This window comes from Nostoc sp. NMS2 (genome assembly GCF_017115105.1).
Classification (GTDB): domain Bacteria; phylum Cyanobacteriota; class Cyanobacteriia; order Cyanobacteriales; family Nostocaceae; genus Nostoc.
Genome location: NZ_JABXKH010000072.1, coordinates 1 through 21856, shown reverse-complemented (window position 1 = coordinate 21856; position 21856 = coordinate 1). Strand labels below are relative to the sequence as shown.

General features: G+C 41.7%; 17 protein-coding genes. 6 read left to right on the top strand and 11 right to left on the bottom strand.

Going from position 1 to position 21856, the window contains the following annotated elements:
- Positions 1–213 precede the first annotated feature (213 nt).
- The 3 genes from HWQ36_RS14975 to HWQ36_RS14965 form a co-directional block, all read right to left on the bottom strand.
- Complete coding sequence (locus HWQ36_RS14975; RefSeq protein ID WP_292704055.1) at positions 214–588, bottom strand: hypothetical protein; 375 nt, start codon at positions 586–588, stop codon at positions 214–216.
- Between the two features lie 28 nt (positions 589–616).
- The gene (locus HWQ36_RS14970) at positions 617–2341 is read right to left on the bottom strand and encodes an AarF/ABC1/UbiB kinase family protein (RefSeq protein WP_292704052.1); all 1725 of its coding nucleotides are present in this window, start codon (positions 2339–2341) and stop codon (positions 617–619) included.
- A 659-nt stretch (positions 2342–3000) separates the two neighbouring features.
- Positions 3001–5658: a M1 family metallopeptidase gene (locus tag HWQ36_RS14965; protein WP_292704050.1), complete on the bottom strand. Its 2658-nt coding sequence runs from the start codon at positions 5656–5658 to the stop codon at positions 3001–3003.
- Positions 5659–6187: 529 nt separating this feature from the next.
- On the opposite strand from HWQ36_RS14965, the gene HWQ36_RS14960 reads away from it, so the two are divergent.
- From HWQ36_RS14960 to HWQ36_RS14945, 4 genes are all read left to right on the top strand, one after another.
- Complete coding sequence (locus HWQ36_RS14960) at positions 6188–7867, top strand: DUF3352 domain-containing protein (RefSeq protein ID WP_292704048.1); 1680 nt, start codon at positions 6188–6190, stop codon at positions 7865–7867.
- Between the two features lie 526 nt (positions 7868–8393).
- Positions 8394–9317 carry a class I SAM-dependent methyltransferase gene (locus HWQ36_RS14955; RefSeq protein WP_292704044.1) on the top strand — a complete coding sequence of 308 codons (924 nt, stop codon included), beginning with the start codon at positions 8394–8396 and terminating at the stop codon, positions 9315–9317.
- Complete coding sequence (locus HWQ36_RS14950; protein ID WP_292704041.1) at positions 9310–10278, top strand: PrsW family intramembrane metalloprotease; 969 nt, start codon at positions 9310–9312, stop codon at positions 10276–10278. Before HWQ36_RS14955 ends, HWQ36_RS14950 begins: the two co-directional genes overlap by 8 nt.
- A 32-nt stretch (positions 10279–10310) precedes the next feature.
- Positions 10311–10868 carry a Uma2 family endonuclease gene (locus HWQ36_RS14945; protein WP_292704038.1) on the top strand — a complete coding sequence of 186 codons (558 nt, stop codon included), beginning with the start codon at positions 10311–10313 and terminating at the stop codon, positions 10866–10868.
- 227 nt (positions 10869–11095) lie between these two features.
- On the opposite strand, the gene HWQ36_RS14940 is transcribed toward HWQ36_RS14945, so the two are convergent.
- The 8 genes from HWQ36_RS14940 to HWQ36_RS14905 form a co-directional block, all read right to left on the bottom strand.
- Positions 11096–11968 carry a 6-carboxytetrahydropterin synthase gene (locus HWQ36_RS14940; protein ID WP_292704035.1) on the bottom strand — a complete coding sequence of 291 codons (873 nt, stop codon included), beginning with the start codon at positions 11966–11968 and terminating at the stop codon, positions 11096–11098.
- A 133-nt stretch (positions 11969–12101) separates the two neighbouring features.
- The gene (locus HWQ36_RS14935) at positions 12102–12803 is read right to left on the bottom strand and encodes a J domain-containing protein (protein WP_292704032.1); all 702 of its coding nucleotides are present in this window, start codon (positions 12801–12803) and stop codon (positions 12102–12104) included.
- Between the two features lie 15 nt (positions 12804–12818).
- Positions 12819–13781, bottom strand: coding sequence for a cysteine synthase A (gene cysK, locus HWQ36_RS14930; RefSeq protein WP_292704030.1), 963 nt, complete (start codon positions 13779–13781; stop codon positions 12819–12821).
- A 132-nt stretch (positions 13782–13913) separates the two neighbouring features.
- A complete protein-coding gene (gene purT / locus HWQ36_RS14925; RefSeq protein ID WP_292704027.1) occupies positions 13914–15077 on the bottom strand; it encodes a formate-dependent phosphoribosylglycinamide formyltransferase in 1164 nt (387 codons plus the stop codon).
- 254 nt (positions 15078–15331) lie between these two features.
- Positions 15332–15814, bottom strand: a complete 483-nt coding sequence (locus HWQ36_RS14920) for a pentapeptide repeat-containing protein (protein ID WP_292704025.1) — start codon at positions 15812–15814, stop codon at positions 15332–15334.
- A gap of 473 nt (positions 15815–16287) precedes the next feature.
- Positions 16288–18039 (bottom strand): ABC transporter permease subunit, encoded by a 1752-nt coding sequence (locus HWQ36_RS14915; protein WP_292704022.1) that lies wholly within the window; start codon positions 18037–18039, stop codon positions 16288–16290.
- A gap of 44 nt (positions 18040–18083) precedes the next feature.
- A complete protein-coding gene (locus HWQ36_RS14910) occupies positions 18084–19034 on the bottom strand; it encodes an ABC transporter ATP-binding protein (protein ID WP_292704057.1) in 951 nt (316 codons plus the stop codon).
- Positions 19035–19239: 205 nt separating this feature from the next.
- Positions 19240–20094 carry a mechanosensitive ion channel family protein gene (locus tag HWQ36_RS14905; RefSeq protein WP_292704020.1) on the bottom strand — a complete coding sequence of 285 codons (855 nt, stop codon included), beginning with the start codon at positions 20092–20094 and terminating at the stop codon, positions 19240–19242.
- A gap of 246 nt (positions 20095–20340) precedes the next feature.
- On the opposite strand from HWQ36_RS14905, the gene leuB reads away from it, so the two are divergent.
- Together leuB and HWQ36_RS14895 are read left to right on the top strand one after the other, a co-directional pair.
- Complete coding sequence (gene leuB / locus HWQ36_RS14900) at positions 20341–21429, top strand: 3-isopropylmalate dehydrogenase (protein WP_292704018.1); 1089 nt, start codon at positions 20341–20343, stop codon at positions 21427–21429.
- A 90-nt stretch (positions 21430–21519) separates the two neighbouring features.
- A complete protein-coding gene (locus HWQ36_RS14895) occupies positions 21520–21780 on the top strand; it encodes a hypothetical protein (protein ID WP_292704015.1) in 261 nt (86 codons plus the stop codon).
- The last annotated feature ends 76 nt before the right edge of the window (positions 21781–21856 follow it).

The following is a 21856-nucleotide window of genomic DNA, read 5'->3' as shown; positions in this document are numbered from 1 at the left end:
ACCTACATAAATATATCTTTTAAAAAACTCTAGGTTTCAACATAGATGAGGTTTAAGTACTAAAATCCTATGCAAAATTAATTGCATCTCTACAAAGCCTTGAAAAAAGCCTAATACAAAAGTATAAATGCTCACCGTAGTTGGTGAGCATTTAAGTTTGTTCTTGTATCAAGACAGTTCAGTTAATAATAACTTAAACATATTGTTATCAATCTAAGAAAAAGAATCTAAATCTAAAGATTGCATCCCTTCGCGTTCTATAAAGGTCATCATACTTCCCAACTGCAACCAAACTAATAAACAAGTAAACAGACTAATTGGTAGACCGACTCCTAAAGCCAAGGTGGAGGGAAAGCCAAATATCTCTAAGCCTGAAGACAGAAATAGACAAGTCCCGCCAGTGATGCCGATAAATGGCACAAGTAATTGTTTTAAGGAAGAACGTGGTTTAGTATTTTCTGCTCGTTCGTTTGGCCAGTTCTGCACAATTACTTTCAAAGTGCCAGATAATGCCAAACCAGATGTTAATGCTGTCAAAAAGCCAACAAGTAAGAGGAAATAGGGTGGTTGCAAAGGGAAATAGTACATTAAAACTCCTGATTTATATTAAAGGTTTTTAATTTTTAATTGCTGACTGGTTTCCAGTAAAAGGCACAGGTAATGTAACTTTTGGGAGAATAGCCGCCGCGCCTTCTCTAGATAAATTTGTTAAAATACCGATCGCTACATTTAATAAACGATCCGGTTTTAAGTCATCTTTAACCAGGTTCCACAGGCGTTGGACATCTTCGGTGTGCAGGCGGTCATCTTCGGTGAGAGCCAGCACCAGCTGTCGTCGCAGAAATTTGCCTTCTTCTGACATTAAAAATTGGAACCCCATCTGGGCTGTGGGCAATACATCAAAGTTGTTATCACTTCGAGCGATCGCAATTAAATTTTCTAAACGCTGCCACTGAAATTTACCATCTTTGAATAACACATTCAATAATCGCCGCCGTAATTCGGGCGATTCCCCTGTCAGCAACCGTCGTGCTATGTAGGGATAACCCACTTCCACAATTTTGAAATCTGGGTTGAGGCTCAGGGCAATACCTTCTTGAGTCACCAAGGAACGAATAATCAAAGCAAACTTTGCCGGAACTCGGAAAGGATATTCGTACATCAGTTCCGAAAATTCATCGGTAATAGTTTTGAAGTTAAAATCCTTGACATTTTTGCCAATGGCGTTTCCTAACACCGCTTCTAATGCTGGCACTATCGGGCAAATATTCGTGTCTGGAGTCAAAAATCCTAATTTTACGAAGTCTTCGGCTAAGTCGGTATAGTCTTTATTCACCAAATGCACTAGCGCATCCACTAGGGTTTCTTTGGTGTTTTCCTCCAACTGATCCATCATGCCAAAGTCAATATAAGCCATCCGACCATCGGGTACAGCAAATAAATTACCGGGATGGGGGTCAGCATGAAAGAAGCCGTGTTCCAGAAGTTGTTGCAATCCTGAAGTCACGCCAATTTGGATAATCGCTTCTGGGTCTAAACCTGCTTCGCGGATGCTTTTAGTATCCGTCAGCTTGAAGCCGTTAATCCATTCCAGGGTTAAAACGTGGGTATTGGTATAACGCCAGTAAATTCCTGGAACTTTAACTTGTGGGTCGTTGCGGAAATTGCTAGCAAAGTGTTCGGCGTTGCGGCCTTCATTTATATAGTCGATTTCTTCAAATAGCTTCGTGCCAAACTCGTCCACGATTAAAGTTAGGTCGTGACCGAGATTTAAGGGCAACCAAGGAGCTACCCAACTCGCCCCCCAACGCAATAAATAGAGGTCGCGGGTAAGAGTTGGGCGTAAGTTGGGGCGTTGCACCTTCACGGCGACTTCTTCGCCACTGATCAGACGACCACGGTATACTTGACCCAAGCTAGCTGCTGCGACTGGGTGAGGTGAGAGTTCGCTAAAACATTCGTTAATTGGACGATCTAGCTCGGTTTCGATAATTTTGTAAGCGATCGCATTATCGAAAGGTGGTAACTGATCTTGTAACTTGATCAGTTCTTCTAGAAAATCCTTACGGATTAAGTCGGGTCTGGTGGAGAGGGCTTGACCAACTTTAATAAAAGTCGGGCCGAGGCGGGTGAGCAGTTCTCGCAACTGGATAGCTCGTTTCCCTTTGTTCTGCTCAACTTTGTCTAGCCATTCGTCCCACTTGAGACTGACTATAAATACTGCAAAAGAGGAGATAATTCTCAGTAGTCGCCCCCAGGCTAGCCAAGGACGGTAACTATAATAGCGAGCGATCGCATCTGGATTATAGAGTTTTAGCTGAGTAGGTTGATACTGACCCACGCCTTTATTTGCCTCTTCAACTGAAAAATTTACAATGATTGTTTCTCTACTAAACCCACAAGTTAGTTGCAGGCAAAAGATAGCGGTAGTTTTTTATCTGAAACAACTCGAACCCTGCCTTTCTGGGGTACTGTTCGAGGCAGTTTTAGGCTAATTTACTTCCTAGATTTGTTTATCTTTTTCTTAATTATACTTTATAAAACTACAACTACTTATCCATCTTGCCGATGATTTTATCTTTTCTTAACTATCCTTTATATAAATATAAAATTTGCATCCGTATGCAAATTGAAGAAGGAGATGAGAACTCAGTAACCGCTTACAACATAAGATCCCCGAATTCTCACAGAAGTCGGGGATCTTGGTAGTATGTTTATTTATACCTGTGATTTAAGTGGAAAATAAAATATTCGATATGTCCATAATAACAATTACAGCGTTAAGTAAAACTGAGAGCATCTCATCTTTGCAAATATATACCAGGCGATTAGAAATCGCGGCTACACAAACGAAGTCCGCCTACGCGGACTCTTAGGAATTTGAAACCCGGAGATGTGTTTTTACACTCATTGAGATGCTCCCGTAAAACTTTAGTAATTGGTAGTGGTTTTGCCACAATTACCAATTACCAATTAGTTACTTTTAATTATCATCTGGTGCTATTTAGATTTGGCCTCCAAATTTTCTAAACGGCTTCTCAATTCTTGGTTTTGTTGCTTGAGTTGGTCGAAATCTTCACGCAATTGACGCAGGGTTTTTTCTGAACCGATATTCTTTTGCACCTTGGAAATTTCTTCTTCAGCATTGCGACGGACACGTCCATCGGCTGTTTGTTCAGCTAGCGATCGCAAAATCCCTACAGCTTTGGGTGTTTCCATTTGTCCTAATGCTGCGGCTACCGCCACTTGGGTTAAAAAGAAGGTTTCTTTGGCTAGTTCTGCTAATTTTTCTAAAATCCGTTCCAAATTAGCCGGACTTTGACCTACAGAAATCTTGCCTAAAGCGCGAATTGTGGCTAAACGTAGAGGTTGTGGTACACCGAGTTTGGTGTATTCGATTAGTAAATTTAAAGCTGCTTCCGAGGTTTTGAATTCAGCTAAACCAGCGATCGCACCACTCCGCAGTACTTCATTCCAACCCGCCTTTTCTTCTAAAATGCCTTTGAGTTGCTTTAATACCTTGTCTTCCTTGGGTTTTTCTTCCAAGTTCGCAGATGCGATCGCCCCAATCACACGAGAAGCGGCAGCTTCCACGTAGTAGCTAGGATCGCCCTTTTGCAACAACCCTCTCACAACTTTATAGCTTTCAGCAGTTTTGATTTCAGCAAGTGCTTCCACTACAGATCGGCGCACGTAAGCATTTTTGTCTTTTAATCCCAGAACTAAGCCATCAAAAGCTTGGTCTAAATTAATTTTGGCTAGTTGTTTCGCCACTTCCACCCGCACACCCCACAAGGGGTCATTTTTGAGCGCCGCAGATAGTGCTTTTGTCGCTTCTAACCCGCCTTTTTTCGCCAAAGCTTCTGCTGCATAGATGCGCGAAATCGGGTTGGGATCAGATTCTAACTGTGCTTTTAACTCTGCTATTGGATACTCTAAAGCTACTGTTTTTAGGTAATTATTCTCAACATCAAAGCTGATATATTGGGGCTTATTTTCTAGGGGAAAATAGAAGCTTTGTTCTCGTTCATTTACCCGCACTACAAAAGTTTTGAGTTGCGAATTATTTTTAACTCCTAACTTTTGTACAGACGCGATTAATCGCGTCTCTACTCCTAACTCCTCACTTTTCACTTCTTGTTGGGTATAGCCAAAACCAATAGGTATTTTTAAATCAAACAAATCCTTACTGCCATTTTTATCTTCAGCAGCTTGGGTTTGAGTTACCGTAATTTTTGCCAACTTAGCATCACTATCCCAAGAGTAAGCTACCTTAAAATCGGGATGACCACCACGATAAACGTATTGGTCAAAGAGGAACAAAAGATTATGTCCGGTAGCCTTTTCAATTGCCCTGAGTAAATCTATGGTTTCTACAGTTTTGTGGGCATTATCTTGAACAAATGTTTGGATTGCTTGCCAAAATAATTCATCTCCCAATTGGGCGCGAATCATGTGATAAACACAAGACCCTTTTTCGTAGATATGGCGATCGTAAAGTTCAATAGCTTCGCGGTAAACGTGTGTTACCATCGGGCGACGGTAGCGGCTGCTATCTTCACTAATGTAACGACGGGCTTCTAATAAACGATAGTAAGCTGCTTCTTCTAGACTATATTCCTGTTCTGTCCACATCACCTCAGAATAGGAAGCCATTCCTTCCTTAATCCAAGCATGAGACCAATGCTTAATCACCACCAAATCACCAAACCACTGGTGCGCGAGTTCGTGGACGACTAAACTTTCGGTGTTGCGGTTATCTAAAGCGGCGCGTTCATCGAGCAAACATCTATCTGTTAATAAGGTTGTGGAGGTGTTTTCCATCCCGCCAAAGATGAAGTCATCGACACAAACCTGGGCATATTTCGGGAAAGGATATGGATAACCATACTTTTGGCTCAAAAATTCGATCATGCGGGGAGTTTTGCCCATGCTGCGTTTAGCATCTTCCTCGCGTCCCTTTTCTGCGTAGTAGGTGACTGGTTTACCCTTCCACTCATCCTGAATTTCGGCAAAGTCACCTACTGCCAAAGTCATCAAGTAGGTAGGATGAACTTGTTGCTGTGACCAATGGTAGATTTTATAATCACCGTCTTCTGTGGTGTCAATGAGTTCGCCATTGGAAATCGCTACTAGAGGGTTGGGGACACGAACGCGAATTTCTGAAGTAGACAATTGTCCTGGGTAGTCAAAGCAGGGGAACCAAAAGCGAGAGTCCTCGTCTTCTCCCTGAGTCCAAACTTGAGTGGGCTTGTTTGGATAGTGCTTGTCTGGTTGGATAAAATAAATACCGCGTTGCGGTTTTGCCACCGAGTAGGCGATCGCAATCAGCAAGCGTTTATCAATCTGAGTCGCCTCAGAAAGCTGGATAGAAAGCTGTTCCCCGTCGTAGTCAAAATTTTGTGGCACATTGTCCACCTGCACAGACTCGATATTCAGGTTGACAGCATCCAAAGTCAAACGGTCAATGCCATTACGGATTGGCAAGAGGCGAATGCTACAACTGCCCTGATAGCTTTGCTTCGGGATATCTAAGCTGAGATCGAGAAAAATATGCTCCACCTGTCCGGGGCGATCGGGATTGTAGTGTGGTCTTGCTCCCGGTAACTCAAAAGGTTTGTGTCCGTTATTATCTGTATCAAAATAAGACTTCGACATTGATCCTTATTGACCTTGTAATCCTGAAAAGTCTGGCTGGATGTAATTAAGCAAAATAGCGGTGTCTGTATTTCCCAAATCAATAGGACAGTATGGGGATTGGAGGATTGAAATTAATCTCACCCAAATTTCCGAAGATCGACTGTCGATCCTGGGACTTTTTTCCATATCCCTCCCGCATTTCCTTTTACTGATGTTTTGCACTTTTTTGTCATCGAGTCAAGTGTCTCTTGCACCTCGATAGATTCTCATTAAGTACAAATACTCCTAATTGTTCTTATAACTTAGGATAACTTGCTGCTGTTGAGCAGGCTATTTTGTTTGAGATGAACAGCATATCATTTGCGGATTCGCTCCTCATTCCCTTAAAGTCTTTTTTAGGGTAATTATTTGAGACTGCTAGCTTATAGGACTACTAATTTTATCAGTAAATACCGATCAATGAGCAGAAATTATTAATAAATCCGAAAACTCTACAATGACACTTGTATAAATCTCGGTGACAATCTGAGCAAAAGAGGATAACAAAATGCCCGAAAGTAAATCAAAGTTTTTCATTCCTGCTGTTGGTGCTGCTCTGGTTGTAGCAGGAAGTATCGGGGCTTATATGTATTTGAAAGGCCCATCAGGAGGTAGCTCAGACGCTCTTGGCAGTGCTAAATTAGTACCTTCAACAGCATTGGTCGCAACTTATATTACTACTGACCCTCAAACTTGGGCAAAGTTACAGCAATTTGGCACTCCAGAGGCACAAAAGTTAGTGGCAAAAGGTCTGGAAGATTTCAATAAGCAAATGTTCAGTAACGGTAACGTTTCTTATGAAAAAGACATAAAGCCTTGGGTTGGTGGTGTGATGATTGCTGTACTACCACCGAATTCTGTGAAACCAGCACAGTTAAACGTCCCGTCTGGCGCACCTAATGTACCAACAAATTTCCAGCCGGAATCAAATATCCTAATAGTGGTGGGGATCAAAGACAAACTCAGTGCCTTGAATTTTGCTAACAAATTGAAGTCACAGAAAGGGGTGAAATCCCAGGAATCTGACTACCAAGGTCAAAAAATTCTCGAAACTACAGAAAATGGCAAGCCGACATATAGCGTAGTTTTGAATAATAGTCACTTGGTATTAGCTCCCGAAAAGCAAACTGTAGAAAAAGCAATTGACACCTTTAAGGGACAGTCTTCTTTTGCCAGTAAAGAAGGTGCAAGCAGCATTTTCAGCAAAAAAGTGGATGTTAAAAATAGCCTTGCCCAAATTTATGTACCAGACTATGCAGGCATGGTACAGCAGTTAGCAGGCGGAAGTCAGCAGGCAAAGCAGTTACCTCCACAAGCCTTGACGCAACTGAAGCAGATAAAATCTGTGGTGGCGGGTGTTGGTGTTGATGATGCGGGAGTGCGGTTAAAAGCGATCGCTAATTTAGATCCGCAGCTGAATAAATTCCAGTATCAATCAAGTCCGGGAAATATAGTCGGGCAATTTCCTGCTAGTACCTTTGCTCTGATTAGCGGCAATGGCATCAGCCGTGGCTGGGAAACCTTAGTAGAACAGTCAAAAGATTATCCAGAAATGAAGCAGACTCTGGAACAAGCGCGAGGACAAGTGAAAATTGCCAATATTGACCTGGATAAGGATATTTTTGGCTGGATGAATGGGGAATTTGCCTTTGGTGCTATTCCATCCAATCAAGGAGTGTTAGCCAGCGTTGGTTTTGGAGGTGCTTTAGTATTTCACACTAATGATCGCAAAACTGCCGAAGCCACCTTAACAAAATTGGATACTTTGGCGAAAGCCCAACAAATCAACATCGCCAATAGAAATATCAGTGGTAAAGACGTAACTGAATGGCAAATCCCCAGCCAGGGAGCTTTAGTGGCGCATGGATGGCTGGATCAAGATACTGTATTTGTGGCTCTTGGTGGCCCAATTGCTGACGCGATGAGCGATCGCAAAAATCAATCTCTCGATAATAGCGACGCTTTCAAAGCCGTTACTGGTTCTTTGCAAAAGCCCAACGGCGGCTATTTCTACCTGGATATGGATAAAACTAAAACTGTGCCCCTGGTCAATAGTTTAATTTCATCTGATCCCAATACCATCACCATCCTCAATTCCGTTCGTGGTCTTGGTTTTACCGCTAATAGCCCCGATAAATCCACTAGTGAATTAGAGATGTTGTTAGCTCTCAAGCCTTCTGCAAAATAGGGTATTGGGCACAAGAGGCAGAGGGGAAGGGAGCAGGGAGCAAGGGGGAGAATTAAAAATTACCCCTTTCCCCTTCATCAACTGTTAGCTTAGGCAATGTCAGACAGGCTAGTCCTGCAATTGCTGTTTGAGGCTAGAATCCCCACCCTTCAAGGGTGGGGAGTATGTCAAAAAGCCACTTGCTCTTCTTCTTGGTCTGGCCATATTTGACTCCAATAAGCTGAACTTACTGTAATTTTCTTGATAAATGGCACTCAGTTTTTTGCCATCTCTGTTCAGACAAATGTCGCTAAGTATCAAAATTTTACCAGTCTTGAATAAAATTCTCTGATAAATATAAAATGTAAACCAGCATAATTCACATCTTCTCAGAACTTTGCTGCTCTCCAAATGTCAACTTTCTATAATATTTGTTTCTTGGGGCAAGCCAAAGCAGGCAGACTGCCGTTATACAATTCAATTCATTTCTAGACTGCCGTCCAGCAATTATGTCATAAGTAAAAAAGCTGTGAACGCAAATTAATTTATGACTGCTGCTGTAAAAACTACTCCTGGCTTCGCTTCTCGCTTGGTAAATGGCGTACTGGCAATCAAGCCTTTAGCCAACCTCGCCAAACATCAAGCCCGTCAAATGATGATTAAACGTGCCGAGAAAATAGGCGTACCTTGGACGCAAGAAGTCAAAACACTACAGGCGCGTGACTGGAAGACCGATCTAACTCAAATAGAAAATCCTCAGCTTTCCTACCCCGATTACTACGTCACCTCATTCCATGCCTACGAAACCGGAAATCTCAGTTGGCAAGCCGCTTTTGAAGTAGAACCTGCTGCTTACGCTGTCCACGCTAAGGTTTTGGAAGGCGCTGAAGAAGCGCAAGGCGATCCCATGCTGCGCCAAAGTTACCACAATATTCTAAAAAGCCAAATCCCTAATGAGCCGCAAGATATCTTAGATGTAGGGTGTAGTGTTGGCTTGAGTACTTTTGCCTTACAAGCAGTTTATTCTCAAGCTAAAATTATCGGCTTGGATTTATCTCCCTACTTCTTAGCTGTTGCCAATTACCGCGCCCAACAACGCCAAGCTAAAATTAACTGGCTTCATGCCCAAGCTGAATCTACTGGGCTACCAGATGCCTCGTTCGATTTAGTCTCAATTTTTCTGATGTGCCACGAATTACCCCAGTCAGCAACCCGACAAATTTTTGCTGAAATGCGGCGCGTGCTGCGTCCGGGTGGCTACTTGGCAATCATGGATATGAATCCCAAGTCTGAAGTTTACCAGAAAATGCCAGCCTACATTTTGACGTTGCTCAAAAGTACTGAACCGTATTTAGATGAATATTTTGCTTTGGATATTGAGCAAGCTGTTATTGAGGCAGGTTTCCAAACTCCCACTATTACTAACAATACCCACCGTCACCGCACAGTAATTGCTCAGGTGAGTGGTTGATTTTTCTCTACTCCTGTGGTCGGCAATACCACCGTTGCTGCTGCTAGGCTACTACTACTATCGAGTCCCATTTGCCCCACCTCTGTTAAAGTTACTGATGTTCTTTAGCATCGGGGCAATATCTGGTCTTTTAGCCCTTAGACTCGAATGGAATTTTGAAACTATAGCCAATTGGGTTGTAGACTGGGAACGGATCAAGCGATCGCTCCCCGGTGCAATCTTACGGCAGCTTGTGGAAGTAGGTTCAATTGAAGAAGGCTGCAAGTTAGCAGGGGTTGTGGTGCCAACCTACTATCTGCAACGCACGTATCGATTACTTCCCTCAACCGTTTTCCTCTTCACCATAGCTGTTGCCCTTGGATTCACTGCCGAAGAGAACTGGATTTATCTTTTTCACGATACAGCATCAATTCCTGGGCGTACTATCAGCACGCCAGTCCATGCCATGTTCTCTGCACCTTGGGGATATGCCTTGGGAATGTATATTTCGTCTCAAAATCGGTTACATCAAGACAGAAAGTTCATTTTTAGGGCTTGGCTGAATTCTGTAATCTGTCATGCCCTAGTTAATATTCTATCTAGTGCTTGCGGTTACTCACTAGCGCTATGTTTTCTTAGTTATGGTTTATTTCCGTTTTTATTGTGGATGTTTTGGCGGTTAGAACAATTACTGCGAAAAGTGCAAGGTAAACCTGCAATTACCCTGATTTCAGAACGTACACCCCAACGCCGTTACTGGCAGAGGAGTTTAGTGCTTTTTGCCCTCGTGCTGGGTGGAAATGCTATTTTCGGGCTGTTTCTCTTAGCCAATAAAATTAGTCCTTTGAGTCCGTCAAAGCTTTTTGACAGTTATATTTTGTGGTTTATATTTAGTCGATTTTTGCTAAATCTCTTTTTTGGAGTTTTAGCTTGGGGCATTTATCGCTATTTGCGACATTCCGCCCGTCGTCGGTATTTTTAAAATATGATTTAAGAAAATGCTAGGGGGTTTCTATGCAAACAACTCCAGTGCGTTGGACGACAAATGACCTAGAGTTATTCGCTGGCGATCGCAGAAATCGCTATGAGATTATTGATGGAGAACTATTTGTGACTAAATCACCTAGTTGGGATCATCAATCAAGCTGTGGTAATATTGTTACAGTTCTTAACAATTGGTCAGAAGAAACTGATTTAGGTAAAGCTGCGATCGCACCTGGAATTATTTTCTCAGATTCTGACAATGTGATCCCTGATGTGGTGTGGGCAAGTCATGAACGGTTAAAATACTTACTAGATGAGGCTGGACACCTCACGGGCGCACCAGAGTTAGTAGTAGAGGTTCTGTCACCCGGTGAAAAAAACGAGAAACGCGACAGAGAAACAAAGCTAAAGCTTTACTCAGTGCAAGGGGTTCAAGAATATTGGATTTGTGATTCTATACAAAAGAAAGTTGAAATTTATCGTCGTGAGCAGGCTGCATTAAAGTTAGCAGCTACTTTATTTAATCAAGATGAATTAACAAGTCCCTTGCTACCTGGCTTCAACTGTTTAGTTAGTAAACTTTTTTAGGCTTGGATTCTTTTCAATTATCCTCTTGACTCTGTGTTCTCTGTGCCTCTGCGGTTAAGTAAAGCACTTTTAAACCGCAGAGAAGCAAAGAGAATAAAATAAATTTTAAGAGTCACTTTGAAAGAACTAATTTTAATAATTACGAATTACGAACTTGTACTGAGCGTAGCCGAAGTATTACGAATTACGAATTATTAAAAATGTTCTATGCCTAGATTTTCAATTACCTAAACACTTGCTAATACTGGCTGATTACCGATTGCGCTGATTGAATTTGATTCAGACTCAGTGCAGTAGATTTCGCAGGAGTTATTGGGACTTTCAATCAGTTTCACTTTGTGAAGTTTAGCTCCCAACTCTTGAATTGGCGATCGCAATAAATTACTAATGTAAAGTGCGATATTCTCAGCAGTGGGCACAATTTCGGCAAAGTAAGGAATGTCTTTATTTAAAAAAGTGTGATCGAATGGTTCAACCACATAATCTTCTATCACTTGATTCAAACCCCCTAAATCGACAATCATGCCGGTGCGTGGGTCAATTTCCCCTTTGACAGTGACTTCTAGATGATAGTTATGTCCGTGACCGTGGGGACGGGCGCACTTCCCATAAATCTCAGTGTTTTCTTCGTTACTGAGATCGGGATGAGCTAGCCGATGGGCGGCGCTAAAGTGAGTACTGATCGTGAGGTATGCTTCCATTGCGTTTCCCATATAATCTGCCCAAAGTTCAGGATGTTCAAATAACTGCACACGGACTAAAGGCAAATGCGGTGCTAACCTCTGCCAGATAATCCGGGCAATATTCTCAGTGGTGGGTAGAGTTTGTTGAAATTCTGTCCACGCATCGTTGATATAAGAGAAATCCAATTGACTGGTAACTTCTCGTTTGATTACGTGTTTGACATCAGACAAGTTCAGCACCATGCCATATTCATCCAATTCCCCGGCTAGGGAGATAAATAAGACATAGTTATGTCCGTGTCCAGGAAATTTAGAGCAAGCACCAAATTTTTCAATATTCTCGGCTTCACTCAGTTCTGGCAACCAATAGCGATGACTTGCCGAAAACTGGGCGCGGCGATTCACAATACATTGCATGAGTACACTATGAGCAGAATTTAAAATTTCTTAATCTTTTTCTGTTTACAGCATAAACTAATTTCTTTGTCAGTAGTCATTTGTTATTTGACCAATTACCAATGACAAATGACCAATGACAAATGACCAATAACTACGTAACAGATGCTTGTGCTTCACAGTGTAATCCCGTAGCTATGCGGAATAGTTCTTGTCCTGTGTGTAAATAACGCTCATCGTAGTTCAAAGGAAAATAACCTAATTCATCGAGTCCATCTGCTACTTGATCGAGGCTGTAGTAGAGGTGAGCCGCCGTTCTTGCTAGACTAGGGGGATTTGGCAGGGAGCGAAAAGTAATTTGTGCCTGCTTGAGGTCATCTCGACAGGTTTTTAAGTATTCCTGAAATTCATCTAACAACTCATCATCAAAAGGATCGGCGGCTAATTGCTCCATTTGTTCTTCTAACGAATAAAGAATGGTACAAAGCAGGCGATTGACTGGTTGATAAACTCGGCGCAGCCATTCTTCAACTTGCTCGTCAACTTCTCGTCCTGTTTTTCGTTTTGTCTGGTAATGCTTTTGTGCTGATGCTGTACGCTGTTGGCGATCGCTATTTAATTTTTGAGAGTGATCTTGCAGTTGTCGATCGTAATTGCGGCGATTATGGTTGTCACGTAAGACTTCATAAGCTGCATTGATGAGAATAATCCGCTCGCGATCGGCTGTATCCTGATTACTGTCAGGATGAAACAACTTAACCAAGCGGCGATAAGCTTGCTTAATCTCCGCAAGGCTTGCACTTGGACTAACTTTGAGAGTTTCGTAATGGTTAGAAACGTCCTTAGAATTGACCATTAATTCAATGTATCGTTAACTAACGCTGGCGGGCAACCTTGCGTCCAGGTCTTGGAACAACGGTGTACTCAAATACCTCTCGCCAAAGCTGGGCTGAATCATCACAATTAAACGCCCTTTGTTTTCTTCACGTTGAGCAACGCGAATTGCTGCACATAAAGCGGCTCCACTGGAAATACCAGATAGTAGCCCTTCTTCTTTTGCCAAACGCCGACTATAAGCGATCGCTTCTTCATCGGTGATGGTAATAACTTCATCTATCAATTTTATCTTGAGAACTTGGGGAATAAACCCAGCGCCAATGCCTTGGATTTTGTGTGGCCCTGGCTGTCCTCCAGATAAAACTGGGCTATTGGCTGGTTCAACAGCGATCGCTTTAGAACTAGGTTTGCGTGCTTTAATTACTTCTGCTACACCAGTGATCGTACCACCAGTGCCCACCCCCGCCACAACTATATCTACTTGTCCATCAGTATCTTCCCAGATTTCAATAGCTGTAGTTTCCCGATGCACTTTTGAATTCGCTGGATTGCGGAACTGCTGCAACATATAGGTATTTGGCGTACTATTAACTATTTGCTGCGATCGTCTAATTGCCCCACTCATGCCTTCCATACCTGGCGTGAGTTCCAGTTCTGCTCCATAAGCCCGCAACATTGCCCGACGCTCCCCACTCATGGTCTCTGGCATTGTCAAAATTAATCGATAACCCTTAGCTGCTGCTGCCATTGCTAGGGCAATTCCTGTATTTCCAGAAGTGGGTTCTACCAATATTGTCTTCTCAGGAGTAATCAGTCCCTCCTCTTCGGCGGCGTTAATCATACTCACCCCAATCCGGTCTTTGACTGATGCCGATGGGTTCATACTTTCCAGTTTCACCACAATTTCTGCAACACATCCTTCTGTTTGAGGAATGCGGTTCAACTTCACTAGGGGTGTACGACCAACAATTTCTGTAATGTTACGAGCAATTCGCATATATTATAGTCCTTAGTCATTTGTCATTTGTCATTTGTCATTTGTCATTGGTCATTGGTCATTTGTTATTGCGTCGGAACTAGCTTTGGAGACAGGGCATCACTTTTTATTTAGGCACTCATCAGCTTATGATTAAATAATTGTGATTTTACTTGCGGCTTTAGTAGCTTTTTCCCTAGCCTCTTGGATATTCAGACCCTTTGCTAAAGCTACTCCCATTCGTCGATATGGATGAGCATTAGGTTTACCAAATAATTTAATATCGACATCTTTTTCTGATAAAGCATTGGCTACACCTGTAAAACCAATAGAATCAGATTTTTCTGAAGCTAAAATTACCGCACTAGCTGATGCTCCTAGCTGCTCTATATGAGGAATTGGCAAGCCTAAAATTGCTCTAAGATGTAGTTCAAATTCATTGAGATTTTGTGATATTAATGTCACCATTCCCGTATCATGCGGTCTGGGAGAAAGTTCGGAAAAAATCACTTCATCTTTAGTAATGAAAAATTCAACGCCAAAAATTCCGGCTCCTCCTAAAGCATCAGTAACTTTTATAGCTATTTCTTGGGATTTTAATATCTTATCTTCAGAAATTAGTGCGGGTTGCCACGATTCTTGATAATCTCCTCGTTCTTGACGATGACCAATAGGAGAACAGAAAATAGTCGGTGCATTCCACTGTTTAATTGTTAGTAATGTTATCTCGATTTCAAAGTTAATAAATTCTTCTACGATGACCTTTTGACTGTCTCCTCTAGAATTAGCGATCGCATAATTCCATGCTTTCTCAACTTCACCCTCATCCTGCACTACAGACTGACCTTTACCAGAGGATGACATCACAGGTTTAACAACATTACTAAACCCAATTTCATCAGAAATTGTAATCAATTCTTCTAAGGTTGTTGCATAGCCATATTTAGCCGTTCTGATCCCCAATTGTTGATGCGCCAGTTCCCTAATTCTATCGCGGTTCATTGTATAGTTAGTTGCAGCCGCAGTCGGTATAACTGTAATTCCTCGCTGCTCAAATTCGAGCAGTTTTTCTGTTCTGATGGCTTCAATTTCTGGTATAATAATATCTGGCTGATGTTTTGTCACTACAGCTTCTAAATCATCAGCACTGAGCATAGAAATCACTTCAGATGCATCAGCAACTTGCATAGCGGGAGCATTGGCGTAGCGGTCAACGGCAATCACATAATTACCAAGACGTTGAGCAGCGATCGCAAATTCCTTACCGAGTTCTCCTGAACCCAGCAACATTAATTTTTGAGGTAACTTAATATTCATTAACTTATCCAGATCAATCTCAATCCAATAATCTTATAATTTTTTGTGTTTTAACAAAAAGAATTCAGAATTGAACGCTATACGATTGACGGAATGCTTATATGGGTTTAAGTCTCTCACACAACAAGAAAATTTGGCGATCGCTGCAACAAGGCGCAAGTGTGGTATTTGATTAGTGGCAGTGCTGAATTCACCACTTGCTTTTTCTGACTACTAAATTCTGATTACTGAATTCTTCTTCAATTACCGTTTTATCAAGAGCTAAATCTAGCTCCGCGCAGTTGTAAATCTTGACGTTGTAGCTGAGTTAGACCAGTACCTATGCCAAGGTGACACTTATCTACTAGAGTCTCCAACCAAATAGTCTCATCCAAAGTTGCACCCCGCAAATCTGCATTTCTCAAATCGGCTTTCATTAAATTTGCAAATAAGAGGTCTGCATTAACTAAACTACTACCTTGCAGATTTGCTCCAGACAAATTTCCTCGAATGAAGTTGACATTATCTAAAATTAAGCCAGATAAATCTGCTCCTATGAGATTGGGAAATTTTAGCTGACTTGGATATTTAAAAAACCGCATCATACAGATGATATTTGCTTCATTTAGGCGGATCTTAGTTAAAAACTCATAACGAGCAATTCCTAGTTGCTTAAGAATTTGTAGACGCTGTAGAGAACTTTGTTCTAAAAACTGGATGGCTGTATGGCGTAGGTCTTGAGTCGGCAGATTTAGCATGATTATCAGGTTATTACTATACTCGTGCTAATTAAAAGTTTAACTTAATGAAAGAACCTGACTTTTCACGGGATCTGGAAAACCTCTCTTCTATTTCTCTCTCCTAGAAGGCTATAGTAGGTTGGGTTGAGCGACAGCGAAACCCAACAAAGCCTTGACAATGTTGGGTTTCGTTCCTCAACCCAACCTACGAATCGAGACATTTTTCGATTTGGCGAAGGTATTGATGTATTTATTCTTTCTTTGTATGAGACCACCCTCCTTCCCGCGTCGGGAAGGAGGTTAGGGGGTTAGGTTAATCGTTAGCTTTTCTACATGACCTGAATTGTCAGATGCAAAAACCCCGACTTCTGTGAGAAATCGGGGTTCTAATGGATAACTACTTAACTAGTACAGCACGGCAGAAATAAACAGACCATTTGAAATGTCTAAAATCCCTACGCAACGGTAATTACGAATTACGCGAAGCGGTACTAGCGTCCTGCTAACAATGCTTTGGTAGCAGATTCACCTGCTAATCTCACCTGCTTTGTCAACTGGAAATTCAACAACGCTAAAACACTTAACTGAGCGAGAAATGCCATAAAAATTGTAGTCGCCCCAGAATATTGGATTGCTGCCCAAGGGAAAGTTGAAAACAGCCATACAGTAGGATGATTCCATGAGGAGATGCCGAGAAGTTCTAGAATAATCGGTGGTAAGAACGTTACCGTACCTATAGTACCTATTGCCCAGAAAGAACGTTTGGGAGTTTTCAGCAAAAGTATCAATTGGGCAATGGTAGCGTAAATCATGATGATGCTGATAGACAAAGCTACAGCTAAAAGTACTTTCAATTTGTCAAAATTGTCACTATACTCTGTATCAAAAACAGATGTAAGTGCAATCCAGACTAGCCAAGGGATAGTAACAATTGTCAGATTAATAGCGATCGCTACAAGTGCAGGGCTTTTTTCCGCCCAAATTAGATCCTGCCAAACACTCTTGTGACTAGAAACGTCCTGATGTCGATATCTTGCCCAATCTTGTACATCTTGACGATGAGGAGAAAGCACAGCAATTAAACTGAGAAGCAACACCAAGTTGTATAGTGCCAGAAAAACTAAATTTTGTGCAACATATTCATTAAATCTGGAATAATTTCGCCAATATTGTAAGCTAAATCCCCACATCATCACCTGACAAAAAGCTACGAATAAATAACTTTGTCTCTTAGTGATGATTGAGGCTTGAGGATTACGGAAGCTACGTTTCAGAGCTTGTAATATTCCGTAACTGCCCAATCCCAAGTTCAATAAATGGAAACCAACAACACTAACAACATTTTTCCCTAATGGGATATAGAAAAACTCTACGTTTTTCACAGGAGAACCATTGTATACACGTAACAAGTTAGGAAACAGATAATTTATTGTATCCCAAGGAGCGAAAAGTCTTAACCAAGCAGTTGAATTATTTAAACTGTGGTTAGAAGACGATGCAAACCCCATTACTATGAACAATAAAAGCAAAACTGCGCCACTACCTAACCAAGGCTGGAAACCGCTAAACCAACGAGTAACTAAGCCAAATAGTAGTGCAGCACTGTAGAAGAAAATACAGCTAGCAGCAAGAATGGCGTAGTAACTCAAAATGTAACTAAAGGCAATTTTGGCAGAACGTCCAGCCAACAGATGTAAAGGAACTGCAACTAAGATGACGAGATAAACTAAACTCGGAACTCCTAGTAATTTACCAGTTAATATACTAGTTTCTGATTGGGGGCTGAGACGGATAAAATTCAATGTGCCACGACTTTCTTCTTTGGCTAAATCGTTGATTAGCAAATAAGTTCCTGCAACTAGTAGTGTAAATACAAAAATTACACTCAGAGAGAGGAATATGTATTCCCAATGATCTCGCCACCACAACTGCCAATCAATTTCGTTTGCAGAGCAAAAGTTCTTTGAGAGAAAATTATTGAAATCAGTAATTTTAGATTGATTTGATTGCTGGTAAACCTGTTTTTGTTGCTGTTCATAGACTTGACGTAAACTACAGTATGTGCTGGTTAGCGGATATTTATCACCAGGAAAGTCGCGGAATTGATATAAAAAAACTACCAGTTGCAGTAGTAAGGATGTTGCAACTGCGATCGCAACATTAAAAAATTTCAGTCGTCCTTTAAGTTCCCGCAATAGTTGCGGATTCCAATCACCGATTTTGTCTATTAAATTGGGCATCATAGCACAAAAATCTCCAAAAATGGGGAGTGATATTTATTGACAAATTAAGATGCTTGTTTGTGACCTAATTTTAGAAAAATACTTTCTAAGTCTTCTTGTATGCAGTGAAAATCAGTCAGAGGAATATCTGCTTTGATGAGCGATCGCAACAACTCAGCGCTATCTTCTTCTTTACCCGAAAAATTCACCCGCACACTGTTTTTTCCTGATATCACCTCCCACTCTTCTACTAAATGATGATGTTTCAATTCCCTTAAAAGTGCCTCTAGGTTCCCCAAAGTTGATATCACAATTTGTTGGTGCGAAAGACGTTGGTAAAGTTGTTGTAATGAGGTACTTTCTACCAAGAAGCCAAGTTCCATAATTCCCACAGATGTACACAGTTCCGCTAAATCACTGAGTACATGGGAGGAAATTATTACAGTCATTCCAGCTTCTTGCAAAGCCTTGATGATTTCGCGGAAGTGCATCCTGGCGATGGGGTCAAGCCCAGAAACAGGCTCATCTAGTAGTAGTAAAATCGGTTCGTGGATAATGGTTCGCGCTAAACTTAAGCGCTGTTTCATTCCCCGTGACAGAGTAGAAATCTGGCTATTGCGTTTATTTCCCAGTTGAATAAGTTCTAAAACTTCATGTAGACGTTGAGTGCGACGTGGTTCTCGCAAACGATAAAGACGCGCAAAATAATCTAGGTAATCCCAGACTGTCAAATCCTCATATAACGGGTAGTCATCGGGTAAGTAGCCTAGACGACGCTTAAGTTTGGGGTTACTCTTGTCACGGAGTAGGCGATCGCCATTAATATAAATCTCACCTGTAGTTGGCTCCTCAGCAGTTGCCAACATGCGGATGAGAGTTGTTTTACCCGCGCCATTCGGCCCAATCAGTCCATATACTTCCCCCGCCTGGATTTCTAAATCCACATCATTGACAGCAACGTGCCGGTCAAATTGCTTAGTTAGTCCACGGGTGCAAATTGCTAATTCTTTTACCATCGCTGCTGGGGTGCGGCTTGTGATTAACACTTAACGTAACCTCTTTCTACAACTTCTGTCAGGCTGGTTTCAGAAATTGAAACTGACTCTCAGGAAATTAGCGACATAAAAAAGTAGGTAAGGCATAAACCTTAACTACTTATTAATTCTTATTCTGCTGTTTAAGAAATCTTTGCAAATGCAACCTTGACTTTTTGCTCTGGTATCAAGTTATTTCGGATAGTGGTGGGATGACGTTATTAATTCCATGAGCAGATGAACCGCTAACTGCATAACGGTATTCGGGAACTGGATATCCAGCTTCGCTAAAGGTTTCCCGGATAGCTTTATTAGTGTCGAAGTAAACCTGCCAGTAGTGGTCATTATTGCAATAAGGACGAACTGCTAGTACAGGCCCTGCAAAGTTGAAATTCTGAATTTCTACATCTGGTGCTGGATTTTGGAGGACATTAGGAATTTGGCTAATTTTCGCTTTCAAAAGTGCGATCGCTTCATTATGTCTCACATCATGATGGATTTGAGCCACCAAATCAACCCGACGGTAAGGATTGGCGGAATAATTCTGGATATTATCAGCAAAGATTTTATTATTGGCAACAATCGTCAAAACGTTATCAGGTGTATTAATACCAGTTGTAAACAGTCCCAGTTCTGTAACAGTGCCTGTGACACCTCCGGCTGTGATAAAATCACCAACTTTGAAAGGTCGAAAAACAATTAAAAATGCGCCGGCGGCAAAGTTTGCTAATAGTCCCCCCCATGCTGCACCAATTGCAATGCCGACTGCTGCTAACAATGCAGCAAAGGAAGTTGTTTCAACTCCAAAGAAGCCGAGAATTGCGACAATTAGAACAATTTTCAGCGTAACACTAATGATATTCAGAAGATAGTTAATCAGTGTCGGGTCAACTTGTTGGCTTCGGAAAGCACGTCGTACTAGCTTCAATGCAAAATCAATCAATCGTTGAGCAATCAGCCATATAAGAATTGCGCCTAAAACTTTAAGTCCAAACAGAGTTAACAGCTGAAGGGCAACTTGACCTATTTGATTAAAATTCATAAACTATTTTGGTGTTTGCGTTTATTAACATAAAAACATACAACTAAATTCAACGAAAAATTCCTATAGATAGTTTTTTTTAATTTTTAGATTAAGCTGAGTTTTTGCGAGAAGCTCTCATACTTGCTGACTATCGAAATATTTGCCAGATTACTTTCCTGACTCAAAAATAAATTAACAACTCCATTGGTACACTTGCTCGGTATGATATTTGATCTGTAAGCATTTACCCAGCAATCATCAGCTATGACCCAGAACTACCGCATTACTCTACTTCCCGGCGATGGCATTGGCCCTGAAATTATGGCAGTGGCGGTAGATGTGCTGAAAGTCGTAGGGAAGCAATTTGATCTGAAGTTTGAATTCCAAGAAGCCCTCATTGGTGGTGCAGCAATTGACGCTACAGGCGAACCCTTACCATCAGACACTCTAGAGACTTGCCGTAACAGTGATGCTGTATTACTCGCTGCCATTGGTGGTTATAAGTGGGATTCTCTGCCATCTAATTTACGCCCAGAAGCAGGTTTGTTAGGGCTACGTGCAGGTTTGGGATTATTTGCCAATTTGCGCCCAGCGAAAATTTTGCCCCAGCTAATCGATGCCTCGACTTTAAAACGCGAAGTTGTCGAAGGCGTGGATATTATGGTGGTGCGCGAACTCACTGGTGGAATTTACTTCGGTAAACCCAAAGGCATTTTTGCTACAGAAACAGGTGAGAAACGCGGTGTAAATACGATGGTTTACACCGAATCAGAAATTGAACGCATTGGGCGCGTGGCCTTTGAGGCGGCTAGAAAACGCGGTGGGAAACTTTGTTCGGTGGATAAGGCCAATGTATTAGAAGTATCTCAGCTGTGGCGCGATCGCATCACCCAACTTTCACAAGAATATCCAGATATCGAACTCTCTCATTTATATGTAGATAATGCTGCTATGCAGTTAGTACGCGCTCCCAAGCAGTTCGACACCATTGTTACAGGCAATTTGTTTGGCGATATTCTTTCTGATGCGGCTGCCATGCTCACGGGTAGTATTGGGATGTTACCCTCAGGTAGTTTGGGCGCTTCTGGGCCTGGTGTGTTTGAACCCGTTCATGGTTCCGCCCCAGATATTGCCGGACTTGATAAGGCAAATCCTCTAGCACAGGTTTTGAGTGCAGCGATGATGCTACGCTACGCTTTAGATCAACCAAAAGCAGCAGATAATATCGAACAAGCCGTATTGCAAGTTTTAGAGCAAGGCGATCGCACAGGGGATATAATTTCTCCAGGAAAAAACCTCCTGGGTTGCCGCGCGATGGGAGACTCACTCATTAAGGCTATTGAACAAAAATAAGTTTGTAGAGCAACTTGGGCAACTTGGCAACCTTTGCCATAAGTTTCGGGTAGACTAAAGGGAAATCTAGCAATCAAATAACAGTCGATAGTGTACGCATTACGACAAGGACAAGTAAATTTCACCGCCCCAAAGAACCAATCGCCTTTGATTGATCCTGCTGTAATTAGAGCTGCTGGGCAGATATACTATACTCACTGTGAAGTCCATCCCGAAATCGCTGGGCAACCTTCCGGTGTAGCAATTAATCGTGTTAATCATCGAGGTAAGGTTATTTTTACTAACCAACCAGTTCTTTTACCTCAAGAGTGTTTTGTGCCCTTAAGTCAAATTGAATCACACATCTATTAGTCATTGGTCATTGGTCATTAGCGCTCTTTTATGACTCTGATGAAAGAAAAAATGTAGGTTGGGTTGAACTTTAGTG